At 60.1% G+C, this 11,939-nt stretch carries 9 protein-coding genes; 6 read left to right on the forward strand and 3 right to left on the reverse strand.

Features of this window, described 5'->3' with window-relative positions; all coding sequences use genetic code 11:
* The first annotated feature begins 173 nt into the window (after positions 1–173).
* The 4 genes from dnaN to purF all read left to right on the forward strand — a co-directional run bounded on the left by dnaN (position 174) and on the right by purF (position 6,010).
* The gene (dnaN, locus tag SynPROS71_RS00005; RefSeq protein ID WP_186595838.1) at positions 174–1,343 is read left to right on the forward strand and encodes a DNA polymerase III subunit beta; all 1,170 of its coding nucleotides are present in this window, start codon (positions 174–176) and stop codon (positions 1,341–1,343) included.
* Between the two features lie 3 nt (positions 1,344–1,346).
* Positions 1,347–2,117, forward strand: coding sequence for an RNA methyltransferase (locus SynPROS71_RS00010; RefSeq protein ID WP_186595840.1), 771 nt, complete (start codon positions 1,347–1,349; stop codon positions 2,115–2,117).
* Between the two features lie 90 nt (positions 2,118–2,207).
* Entirely contained in the window at positions 2,208–4,505 is a 2,298-nt protein-coding gene (purL, locus tag SynPROS71_RS00015; protein ID WP_186597766.1) for a phosphoribosylformylglycinamidine synthase subunit PurL, read from the forward strand.
* Entirely contained in the window at positions 4,505–6,010 is a 1,506-nt protein-coding gene (gene purF, locus SynPROS71_RS00020; RefSeq protein WP_186595841.1) for an amidophosphoribosyltransferase, read from the forward strand. The genes purL and purF overlap by 1 nt, the downstream gene beginning before the upstream one ends.
* A 2-nt stretch (positions 6,011–6,012) precedes the next feature.
* Here purF and SynPROS71_RS00025 read toward each other — a convergent pair whose 3' ends face one another.
* From SynPROS71_RS00025 to queG, 3 genes are all read right to left on the reverse strand, one after another.
* A complete protein-coding gene (locus SynPROS71_RS00025; RefSeq protein ID WP_186595843.1) occupies positions 6,013–8,478 on the reverse strand; it encodes a DNA topoisomerase (ATP-hydrolyzing) subunit A in 2,466 nt (821 codons plus the stop codon).
* A gap of 89 nt (positions 8,479–8,567) precedes the next feature.
* On the reverse strand, positions 8,568–9,419 hold the full coding sequence (locus SynPROS71_RS00030; protein ID WP_255442538.1) for a tetratricopeptide repeat protein: 852 nt from the start codon (positions 9,417–9,419) through the stop codon (positions 8,568–8,570).
* A 60-nt stretch (positions 9,420–9,479) separates the two neighbouring features.
* Positions 9,480–10,442: a tRNA epoxyqueuosine(34) reductase QueG gene (gene queG / locus SynPROS71_RS00035; protein ID WP_186595847.1), complete on the reverse strand. Its 963-nt coding sequence runs from the start codon at positions 10,440–10,442 to the stop codon at positions 9,480–9,482.
* A 41-nt stretch (positions 10,443–10,483) separates the two neighbouring features.
* Here queG and SynPROS71_RS00040 point away from each other — a divergent pair, with 41 nt between their 5' ends.
* Positions 10,484–11,143: an HpsJ family protein gene (locus SynPROS71_RS00040; protein ID WP_186595848.1), complete on the forward strand. Its 660-nt coding sequence runs from the start codon at positions 10,484–10,486 to the stop codon at positions 11,141–11,143.
* A gap of 49 nt (positions 11,144–11,192) precedes the next feature.
* Positions 11,193–11,930: a DUF502 domain-containing protein gene (locus SynPROS71_RS00045; protein ID WP_186595850.1), complete on the forward strand. Its 738-nt coding sequence runs from the start codon at positions 11,193–11,195 to the stop codon at positions 11,928–11,930.
* Positions 11,931–11,939 lie beyond the last annotated feature (9 nt).

The following is an 11,939-nucleotide window of genomic DNA, read 5'->3' on the forward strand; positions in this document are numbered from 1 at the left end:
AAGGTTTTCCACCGTTTCCCCAGCCCCTATTACGGCTGTTTAGTAGTTCTTCTCTTGAAACCTTTTTAATCCAGTAGAACAGGATCAACGCGCCTCAGTTCAGAGCCATTGCACTTCCTGCTCGCCTGTGAAACCTTGGGTGATCTTCTTCCCCAGCTGCGGTTACCAACGCGATGAAACTGGTCTGTTCCCAGACGGAACTCAACACCGCACTTCAGCTGGTTAGTCGGGCCGTGGCGTCCCGTCCCACCCATCCGGTGCTCGCCAATGTGCTGCTCACCGCCGATGCCGGCACGGACCGCCTCAGCCTGACGGGATTTGACCTCAGCCTCGGCATTCAGACTTCGCTCCCCGCATCCGTGGACACCAGCGGAGCGGTCACGCTTCCGGCTCGCCTTTTTGGTGAGATTGTGTCCCGTCTGTCCAGCGATTCCCCCATCACCCTGGCTACCGATGACACCGGTGAGCAGGTGGAACTCACCAGCCTGAGTGGTAGCTATCAGATGCGCGGCATGCCGGCTGATGATTTCCCCGATCTGCCTTTGGTGGAAAACGGCACAGCGGTCAAGCTTGATCCTGCTGCGTTGGTTCGTGCTTTGCGCAGCACCTTGTTTGCAAGCAGTTCGGACGAAGCCAAGCAGCTGCTCACTGGTGTGCATCTGCGTTTCGATCAAACCCGCCTTGAGGCAGCGTCCACTGATGGACACCGTCTCGCCGTGTTGAGCGTGGACAACGCCCTGCAGGATGCCATTGCCAGCGATGATGCTTCCGAAGCCGAGGAAAGTGCAGCCCTGGCGGTCACTCTCCCCGCCCGCTCCCTGCGAGAGGTGGAGCGGTTGATGGCTGGCTGGAAAGGCAGCGATCCTGTGAGCCTCTTTTTCGAGCGCGGCCAGGTGGTGGTTCTGGCGGCCGATCAGATGGTCACCAGCCGCACCCTTGAGGGCACCTATCCCAACTACCGGCAGCTGATTCCTGAGTCTTTCAGCCGCACCATCGCCTTGGATCGACGGGCCTTCGTTGCGTCTCTCGAGCGCATTGCGGTGCTGGCGGATCAGCACAACAACGTTGTGAGGATCAGCAGTGATCCCAGCAAGGGACTGATTCAGATTTCAGCTGATGCCCAGGACGTGGGAAGTGGATCTGAGTCCTTGCCTGCTCTGATCGAAGGGGAGGAGGTGCAGATTGCCTTCAACGTGCGTTACGTGCTCGATGGCCTCAAGGCCATGGATGGTGAACGCATCGTCTTGTCATGCAATGCGCCCACCACTCCAGCCATTCTCTCTCCGTCGGATGATGGTTCAGGCCTCACCTATCTCGTGATGCCCGTGCAGATTCGCTCCTGAGCCTTGCCCCTGCCCGATCCGTTTCTTCTCAGCGATCTGCTTCGCCATCGGGTGCGTTGCGATCAGGGACTTGATCATGGACCTGGCGTGATGGCTTGGATGCACCCTCCAGTGCATCGCCTTTTGGGTTGGGTCAGCCGTCCGTCCGCTCTGCGCAGCAGTCGGGATGTTTGGAGGTTGGATCAATGCCGCGGCATGGATGATCAACAGGTGTTTGTGAAAGGACTGCCGGCGGAGACCGACCAGCTGACGCTGGATCGACTGCCCACGCTTCTGGATGCGGATCTCCTCGATCGGGATGGCCAGCGGTTGGGCCAGGTCGCCGATCTCGCGTTTGTTCCCACGACAGGTGAGATCCTCTATTACCTCGTGGCTCGCAGCGATCCAAGGCTTCCTGGAAGCAGCCGTTGGCGTCTCAGCCCCGAGCGCATCGTCGATCAGCAGCCCGGACGGGTCTCGACGGCCCTTCGGGATCTTGATGATCTGCCCCAGGCTCGCGCCAGTGTCCGTCAAGATTTCGTGCGCCGTTCCCGTCAATGGCGTGAGCAGCTCCAGCAGTTGGGTGATCGCGCTGGAGAACGGCTGGAAGGTTGGCTGGAGGAGCCGCCTTGGGAGGAGCCGTTGCGGCGTGACGCTCACGACGATCAATGGCCTGAGTCACGGTCAACCCCTTCGGATGCCCGCGAAGCTTGGGATGACGAGAACTGGTCTGATCCTGGGGAGTCCCGCCGGGATCGATCCCGGCCTGATCACGACGAAGACCCCTGGATCTGAATGCGGATGGCCTGCAGGCTGTCGGCAACACTGGGGAGAGATGAACGGTTGGCTGTGACTCAGTCCCCTTCAGTGGATGGATCCTTTGATGTGACCTCTGCACTGCGCCAGGAAGGGCTGACGCAGAAGGATTACGGCGAAATTCAGCGCCGACTTGGGCGAGATCCCAACAGGGCGGAGCTGGGAATGTTCGGTGTGATGTGGTCCGAGCATTGCTGTTACCGCAATTCCCGGCCTCTCCTGCGCGGTTTCCCCACCGATGGCCCTCGCGTCCTGGTTGGTCCAGGAGAGAACGCCGGTGTTGTGGACCTGGGGGAGGGGCACCGCCTGGCTTTCAAGATTGAAAGTCATAACCATCCTTCGGCAGTGGAGCCCTTTCAAGGTGCCGCTACAGGGGTGGGAGGGATCCTTCGGGACATTTTCACCATGGGTGCCCGACCGATCGCTTTGCTCAATGCCTTGCGTTTCGGTCCTCTCGATGAACCTGCCACCCGCGGGCTGGTGGAAGGTGTTGTGGCAGGGATTTCCCATTACGGCAATTGCGTCGGGGTACCGACCGTTGGTGGGGAAGTGGCCTTCGACCCCGCTTATCGCGGCAACCCCCTGGTGAATGCGATGGCTCTGGGCCTCATGGAGACCGATGACATCGTGAAATCGGGGGCGTCCGGTGTGGGCAATCCTGTGGTGTACGTGGGCAGCACCACGGGCCGTGACGGGATGGGGGGCGCCAGCTTCGCCAGTGCTGAACTCAGCGCGGATTCCTTGGATGATCGTCCTGCGGTGCAGGTGGGCGATCCCTTTCTTGAAAAGGGACTGATTGAGGCTTGCCTCGAAGCATTCCAGAGCGGGGATGTGGTGGCTGCCCAGGACATGGGGGCTGCGGGCCTCACCTGCAGCTGCTCAGAGATGGCCGCCAAAGGCAATGTGGGGGTGGAACTGGATCTCGACAGGGTCCCAGCCCGTGAACAGGGCATGACTGCCTACGAGTTCCTGCTCTCCGAATCGCAGGAGCGGATGCTGTTCGTGGTGCAGGCCGGTCGTGAGGAGGCGTTGATGCAGCGTTTCCGCCGCTGGGGCTTGCAGGCTGCCGTTGTGGGACAGGTTCTTGCCGAACCCGTTGTGCGGGTGCTTCAGCACGGATCGGTGGCTGCCGAGGTTCCTGCCCGGGCTCTTGCGGAAGACACTCCGATCAATCAGCACACCTTGATCTCAGAGCCTCCAGAGGACATTCAGCAGCACTGGTGTTGGTCGGAGACAGATCTTCCCCAGGTTCCCAGTGATCACAACTGGGGAGCGGATCTGCTGGCTCTGCTGGATGACCCCACCATCGCAAGTAAACGCTGGGTGTATCGCCAATACGACCAGCAGGTGCTCGCCAATACGGTGGTGCCCGCTGGTGGAGCGGATGCTGCTGTGGTGCGGCTTCGGCCTCAGCAAGGGGATGGATCGCTTCGGGGGTCGAACCGAGGGGTCGCGGCCACGGTCGACTGTCCCAATCGATGGGTGGTTCTGGACCCTGAGCGTGGAGCGATGGCTGCCGTGGCAGAGGCTGCCCGCAATCTCACTTGCGTTGGCGCTGTCCCGGTGGCTGTCACTGACAACCTCAATTTTCCATCTCCGGAAACGCCCAAGGGCTACTGGCAGTTGGCCATGGCCTGCCGAGGGCTTTCCGAGGGTTGTCGGGTGCTGGGCACTCCAGTGACGGGTGGGAATGTGTCGCTGTACAACGAGACCCGCGCCGACGACGGCAGCCTCCAACCGATTCATCCCACGCCCGTGGTGGGCATGGTGGGACTGGTCGAAGATCTTCGTCTGGTGGGTGGCCTGGCCTGGCGGCAACCGGGCGATGCCGTTGTGCTTCTTGGGGTCTCCACCGATGAGCGCCAGGATGACCGGGTTGGATTGGCCGGCAGCAGTTATCAGGGGGTCATCCATGGTCTGCTGACCGGTCGACCTCCGAGGGTTGACCTTGATCTTGAGCTGCGCGTTCAGGCTTTGGTCCGGCAGGCCCTGGCACAAGGTCTGCTCGCGTCTGCCCATGACAGCAGCGATGGCGGACTGGCCGTTGCGTTGGCGGAATGCTCGATTGCCTCGGGCCTCGGTGTGGATGGGTCGTTGCCTGGCGATGGCGTACGCCCGGAGCGGAGTCTTTTCGCTGAAGGAGGAGCCCGCATCGTCGTGTCCGTGCGGGCGGAGTGCACGGAAGCCTGGACGGCGCTGCTGGCCTCTGATGCCCATGCCGCCGTTCCGGTGACCACTCTCGGAGCCGTGGCGGATCACGGACGCTTTCGACTTTCCTTGGGATCGCAACCCGTGCTGGATCAGCCGGTGCAAACCCTGACGGAGTGTTTTGAGCAAGCTCTTCCCCGTCGGCTGGGAACAGCGTGATGCAGAATTCTGAAGGAAATCCGAAGTCGAGGCGGACCGTGCATCAGCTCGAGGCGGAGCGTCCCGATCGGATGGAGGAAGCCTGCGGTGTATTCGCCGTTCAGGCCTCCGAGCAACCGGTGGCCAACCTGGCTTATTTCGGCCTCTATGCCTTGCAGCATCGCGGTCAGGAATCCGCAGGCATCGCTGTGTTCAACCAGGGCAAGGTCCGTCTTCACAAAGACATGGGCCTGGTCAGTCAGGTGTTCGATCAAGACGTGCTCGCCCGGATGCCCGGTGATCTCGCCATCGGCCACAACCGTTATTCCACAACTGGCAGCAGCAGGGTCTGCAATGCCCAGCCGGTGGTTCTGATGACGCGCCTCGGTCCATTTGCGCTGGCCCACAACGGCAATCTGGTCAATGCCGCTGAATTGCGGGAACGCATTGATGATGGACAGGTGGAATTCACCTCCACCACAGATTCCGAGTTGATTGCCTTTGCAGTTCAGCAGGCTGTGGATCGTGGGCTCGACTGGAAGGCTGCGATCACCTCTGCGGTGTCGCTCTGCCAGGGGGCCTTCAGCCTGGTAATCGGCACTCCGGGAGCGCTTTACGGTCTGCGCGATGGTTATGGCATCCGACCGTTGGTTTTCGGTTCGCTTGGTGAGGACTCCAGTGGTCAGTGGGTTCTCAGCAGTGAAACCTGTGGGCTCGACATCATCGGGGCAGCCTTCGTTGACGACGTCCAGCCGGGTGAGTTGGTCACCTTCCTCCCTGGAGATCCCACTCCCCAAAGGGAGTGTTGGATTGAGCCCACCACGCGCATGTGCGTGTTTGAAATGATCTATTTCGCCAGGCCGGACAGTCGGTTTTTCGGTGAATCGTTGTATAGCTATCGCCAGCGCATTGGCCAGATCCTTGCCAGGGAATCGGCAGTGGAGGCTGATCTGGTGATCGGCGTTCCTGATTCCGGCATTCCTGCCGCCATCGGTTACTCCCAGGCCACCGGACTGCCCTATGCCGATGGTCTGATCAAGAACCGTTACGTCGGTCGCACCTTCATTCAGCCCACCCAAGCGATGCGCGAAGCCGGCATTCGCGTGAAGCTCAATCCCCTTCCCGATGTGCTCAATGGCAAACGCGTCGTGGTGATCGATGATTCGATTGTGCGTGGAACGACCAGCCGCAAGCTTGTGCAGGCCCTTCGCGACGCCGGAGCCACAGAGGTGCACATGCGCATCAGCTCACCACCGGTGACCCATCCCTGCTTCTACGGCATCGACACCGATACGCAGGATCAACTGATCGCTGCCCGTTACACCCTGGAGGAAATTGAGGCCCATCTCAAGGTGGACTCACTGGCTTACCTCAGCCAAGAAGGAATGTTGGAGGCGGCTGGCGCTGATTCCCAACATTTCTGCACCGCCTGTTTTGACGGTGATTACCCCGTGCCGATGGATGAGTCGATGCGATCCAGCAAGTTGATGCTGGAACCCGCCGGTGTGGCTGCCAACCTGGGTTGAAATCAGCTCAGAAGCGGAACAATGCGTTCGAGCGTTTCTCCGGTTTTGAGCGTCAGATGCTTCGGCTCCTCCGTTAGCAGTCGGCCATGACGGCCGGATGAGGTGACAATGCCGACCAGTCCGGAGCCGACGCAAGCTGCACAGAGTCGGTCCTCCCGTTCGCTTCCATCCTGTTCGGGTTGCCAACCGATCACACCCAGATCTCCCCGCTGACAGACACGTACATCGTCGAGAGACAGCGATTTGATCGTGCCGTGCCGGCTGAACAGCAGCAGCGGATCCCGTTGTTCCGGGTCTGTGGTGACTGCAGCAATCAAGGTTTCTTGAGGCAGCAGACGCATGGCGACGGGGCCTTGAGCCAACTTGCCCATCAAGGGGAGGTTGGCTTCTGTGATCGGGAGATGCAGGACGCGACCGAGATCACTGATCAGAGACAGAGCTCCTCCCTCCTGGCAGATCACTGCGGTTTTGAGTTCAACGCCTTCCTTCAGTTTCACCACACTGGCTGCCCGTCCGGAGAGGTCCAGAAGTTCCTGCATCGGCAGCCGTTTGAAACGGCCGTCGCTGCTCAGAAGTCCGAGGGATGAGACCGCTGCTTTGTCGCTGTCGCCCTCCGCATCGGGTAACTGCAAGACCGATACAACCGGATCTCCCTGCAACGCTGTGGGGAGGAATCGTTCCAGGCTTCCGGGTTGTTGCCCTGCGAATTCCCAGCGGATCAGTGCCACCCGTCCACTGGCGGTCACAGCCAAGAGTTTGGCCACTGGTTTGATCGGCAGGATGATCCTGGCTGGGGATGGCTCATCACCCAGTGCTGTTGGCTCATTGAGGTGCAGTCGGCCCATCAATTGAGGACTGATCACCTTCACCTGTCCGTCGTCTTGGATCAGGATCCGCGACTCGGGAGGCAGTGCATCGAGGGCTTGGCGGCGCTGCAGTTCTGCATTGGGGCGCTGATTGGCAGCCCGTTCTGCCAGGAGGTGATCACCCCCTTCCACAAGGCGTGTGCGACGTGCGGTTGCAAATCGCTTTTTGAGTTGACGCAGTTCCTGGATGAGGGCATCCAGCAACTGATCGCGATTGTCAAGGAGCAGCTTCAGGCGCTGGCGTTCAGCTCTCAGCTCTTCAGCTTCCTGCCGGAGGCTCTCCCGTTCCAAACCGGTTAACCGTCTCAGGGGCATGGCCAGGACGGCGTCGGCCTGACGTTCGCTGAGATCGAGATGCACCATCAGGCTGGCCCTCGCCGCAGCGGCATCCTGTGCCTCTTGAATCATGGCAATCACTCGCTGCAGGGATTGCAGTGCGGTGATCAGACCTTCCACCACCTCGAGGCGGTCTTCCGCTTTGCGCAGGGCGTGGCTTGTGCGGCGGATCAGCGTCAGTTCCCTGTAATCGAGGAACGTCTGCAGAAGCCGGCGCAGGGACAGCTGCTGGGGTTGGCCATCCACAAGGGCCAGCATGATGGCTCCGAAATTGCTCTGCAGGGATGTTCGTCGTTGGAGATCCTTCAGAACTGCATCTGGATCGGCATCGCGGCGAAGTTCCACCACGACGCGCATTCCTTCGCGATCGCTTTCATCTCTGATGTCGGCGATGCCGCCGATCTTGCCGTCATTGACCTGTTCGGCCAGCTTTTCGATCCACCCGGCTTTGCTCAGTTGGTAGGGCAGTTCGGTCACGATCACCGCATTGCGTTTGTGACGGCCCTTGCCCAGTTGCACCTCTTCCACATGGGCCACACCGCGCATTGGAATGCTTCCGCGCCCGCGCAGGTAGGTGTCCCGGACTCCGCTTCCAAGAAGCACTTCACCGCCAGTGGGGAAATCGGGGCCTGGGATCAGGCTGAGCAATTTCTCATCGCTTAAATCCGGTTTGCGTACCAGGGCGATCAGTCCGTCCACCACCTCTCCAAGGTTGTGGGGGGGAATGCTGGTGGCCATGCCCACAGCGATGCCTGAACACCCGTTGAGGAGAAGAAATGGCAGCTGAGCAGGCAGAACCGTGGGCTCCTGCTGGGACCCATCGAAGTTGTTGGCGAAGTCGACGGTGTCGTTGCCGATCTCATCCAGGAGGCCTTCATGGGCAATTGGAGCCAAGCGGGTCTCCGTGTAGCGCATGGCTGCGGGAGGATCGTCGTCGACCGAGCCGAAATTGCCGTGCCCATCCAACAGGGGGTGACGGCTGGAAAAGGTCTGCACCAGACGAACAAGGGCGTCGTAGACAGCCTGATCACCGTGGGGGTGGTATTTACCCAGAACATCACCCACAACTCGCGCACACTTGCGGTAGGGCCGGTCTGGCGTCAGGCCCAGTTCATGCATCGCGTAGAGGATGCGGCGTTGAACCGGTTTGAGTCCATCGCGGACGTCAGGCAGTGCCCTGCCCACGATCACGCTCATGGCGTACTCGAGGTAGGAGCGCTGCATCTCCTGATGCAGGGCGATCGGTTGAACGCGCTCCTCAGCCATCCGGTTCGGAATCAAGAAGGCAGAAGGGTGCTCAGCCTACAGATCTTCCTTCGCTTGACCAGCCCAAGTTCTGCGGAAAAGTCGCCAATTCATTCGGCCGTTGTGGGATCGGCATTGGCTTCTGCCCGTTCAACAGCGGCTTTTAAGGCTCCTTCTGAGAGCAAGGTTTCAGTGGCCTGACGCAATTTCAGGCCCCAGAGTTGGTTTTCCTGATGACCGGGAAGAACGTAATTGGGATCCTCGGCAAGGGCCTTGCGTGCCAGTTCGATGGATTCAGAGTCTCCGGGTTTTTGTTTATTAAGAGCAGCGGCCAGCGCCAGCATTGGCTCTGCGTTGCGTTTGATCGTGAGCACGGAACGCCAACGTTTAATCGCCTCGCTCGTGTTGCCCATTTCGAACAGCACCAGCGCCTGATTGTTGAGCGCTTCCCAAAAACTTGGCTTGATGGTGGTGGCTTGTTCGAATGCACGCAAGGCCTGGCGCAGGTCGTCCTGCATCACTCGGGCATTGCCGAGATCGAAGTAGGCCCCTGCGTTCTTGGGATCAAGACGCAAGCCCTCATCCAACAACGGAATAGCGTCATCGGGGCGGTTGTCCCTGAGGGCCAGCGACGCTTCAGCAAACCAGAGACCCGCTTTCCCGGGGTTCAGAGATTTGGCCTTGGCCAGGGATCCCGCTGCAGCTTTGAGTTGATCACTGCGGAGCTGGGCTTCTGCCAGCACCGACCACAAGCGTTCATCGTTCGGTTGTAGCCGAACAGCCAGGGCCGCCAGACGGGAGGCTTCCTCCGGTTGACCGAGTCTCAGCAGCTGTGCGGCCGTACGGCCAATGCCAACGCCTGCACCCTCCAATTCCTGGGTGCTTGGTGTGTACACGTAGGGAACCAAGGCCCTTGCTGGGGCCGTTGTCGTGGCACCAACCGATCCCAGCACTAGGGACATCACCAGGGACTTCTGCCAGAGCTTCCAGAAACGAGCCGGTCCCATCGTTGAACCACAAGTTCATCTCAGGGTAGGTCCGCTCTCGAGGTGTGCGGCTTCCGCGTTGCGACGCCACATCCAGGGTTTGATGCGCCTCAGTGCCGACCCTTTCAACCGTTCCGACCAGTCCTGATCTGTCCAATTCTGGATGATGTCCGGGGTCAGATCCAGCAGCCAGGGTCTTGGTTGAAGGTCGGGATCATGACTGGAGGGCACATCCTGTTGATTGAAAGGGCAGACGTCCTGGCAGATGTCGCATCCGGCAACCCAGGGCCCCAGGGCGCTAGCGATTGACGCCGGGAGTTCTTCACTGCGGTTTTCAATCGTGTGGTACGCGATGCATCGCCTGGAGTCCACCACAAACGGTTCGGTGATTGCCTGCGTCGGGCATGCGTCTATGCAGGCTTGGCAACGACCGCAACGGGACGCAGCCGGTTGATCAGCAACGAGGGGTTCACTGGTGAGCAGATGCCCGATCACCATCCATGACCCGCGCGTGGGGTGAATCACGTTGCTGTGCTTTCCAATCCAGCCCAGCCCAGCTTCTTCCGCCCAAGCCTTATCAAGCAGTGGTTCAGCGTCCACGCAGGCCCGCCAGCGGCAGTTCGGTTTCTGATCCTGCAGCCAGCGACCCACCCTCCTCAGGCGCTGGTTCACCACCCGGTGGTAATCGCGGCCCCAGCCGTAGCGAGCCACGGCCAGGCGGTCGTGGCGGCGTTCATGCGCAACGTGATAATTCAGCCCAACGGCCAGCAAGCTTCGGGCTCCCTCCAAAACGGTGTCCGCAGACCTGCGTCTCGGTGCTGCCATCCAGCCCATATCGGCTTGGTGTCCGGCGTCCAGCCAACGTTGCAAGGCGTCCGTGCGCAGGCGCAGGCGTGGGCTGCCGGGGAGCGCGGCGATACCGACGGGTTCGAATCCTTCTGCTTTGGCCCGCTCCTTGAGGGCCAGGCTTAGCTGTACACCGTCGTCGGGGACGTTCACGAAAACTGACCGTAAAGTTGGGCACCTTTTGACATCGTGACGTGTCTGCATCCCACCAGGAGTCCTCACCTCGGCTTGCGCCGCTTCTGCGCTGGCTTGGGCTCACCCTGGTTCTGCTCCTCGCTTTGCAGATCGGCGTGGTGCTCAGCGCTGCGGATTGGAGTGATGAGGTTTATCAGCAGCTGTTGATCGAACGGTTGGTCAGTCAGGCGCCGATGGGATTCATCGGTCTGCTGCTCATGCTCATTTCTTCGCGATTGGATCAGCCCGCGTCAGCGCGTCCGCCGATTCGGATCGTGGTTTGCGTGCTCTCCGCACTGCTGGCTCTGGCCATGATCGCTGTGATTCCCCTTGGCATCAGTGGTAATCAGTCCCTCTCCGGTGAAGCCGATCAAAATCTGAATCAGAAGCGTGGGCAGTTGGAGATGGCGAGACAGCAGTCCGCCAATCCCGACAACGTAAAAATTCTGGGGGAGCAGCTCGCCCAAGCCGGTCAACTGCCCGCTGATGCAACCGATGAGGACAAGGCCAAGGCGGCTCAGGAGTTCATCGACAAGCAGTTGTCACAGATGGATCAGCAGATCCAACAGGCCGAACGCCAGCGAAATCTTGCGGTGAATCAGCGCCGTTTCGGAGGCACCCTTAGTGCAGTGGTGCTCGCAGTGGCCTTGGCACTGCTGGCGATAGCCGCTGTCCTCTGATCGCTGGTTAAGTTAGTGGGACACGTTGGCCGCAGGCCCCGGGCGTTCCTTGGTCCAGTCCAATCCAAGACCTGATCTGCCTCTCGGCGCCAGGCTTCAGCAGGATCTCAAAAATGACCTGATTGCAGGTCTGCTTGTGGTGATTCCTCTAGCCACCACGATCTGGCTGGCCACCATTGTCAGCCGCTTCGTGCTGGCCTTCCTGACGTCGATCCCCAAGCAGTTCAACCCGTTCATCACACTCAATCCGCTTCTGCAGGATCTGATCAACCTGGCCCTTGGGCTCACGGTTCCTTTGCTCGGAATTCTGCTGATCGGTCTGATGGCCAGGAACATTGTGGGCAGTTGGTTGCTGGAGTTCGGTGAGGGAACTCTCCAGCGCATTCCGCTTGCAGGATCGGTCTACAAGACTCTCAAGCAACTCCTTGAAACCTTTCTGCGCGATAACTCCCAACGCTTTCGCAGGGTTGTTCTTGTGGAATATCCCAGGCAGGGTCTCTACAGCGTCGGTTTCGTTACTGGAGAAGTCGGACCCTCGCTGCAAGCGGAGCTTGAAGAGCGTTTGCTCAGTGTGTTCATCCCTACAGCCCCCAATCCCACCACCGGTTGGTACACCCTCGTTCCCGAATCCTCTGTGAGGGATCTGAATCTTTCGGTTGAAGATGCCTTTAAAACGATCATTTCGGCCGGAATCGTGAACCCCGATGCCAGGGAAGCGCCTGCTGGCCGTAGCTTTTCGAGCTTGATCGCCCAGCTCAGAGCCTCTGTGGCACCCTCCTCCTCCTGAGTCGTTCGT

Source organism: Synechococcus sp. PROS-7-1, assembly GCF_014279795.1.
Taxonomy (GTDB): Bacteria; Cyanobacteriota; Cyanobacteriia; order PCC-6307; family Cyanobiaceae; genus Synechococcus_C.

What these genes read in the sequence shown, in the direction of transcription:
- dnaN (WP_186595838.1), top strand. Translation starts at nt 174, where the DNA reads ATGAAACTGGTCTGTTCCCAGACGGAACTCAACACCGCACTTCAGCTG.
- purF (WP_186595841.1), top strand. Translation starts at nt 4,505, where the DNA reads ATGCAGAATTCTGAAGGAAATCCGAAGTCGAGGCGGACCGTGCATCAG.
- SynPROS71_RS00025 (WP_186595843.1), bottom strand. Translation starts at nt 8,478, where the DNA reads ATGGCTGAGGAGCGCGTTCAACCGATCGCCCTGCATCAGGAGATGCAG.
- SynPROS71_RS00030 (WP_255442538.1), bottom strand. Translation starts at nt 9,419, where the DNA reads ATGTCCCTAGTGCTGGGATCGGTTGGTGCCACGACAACGGCCCCAGCA.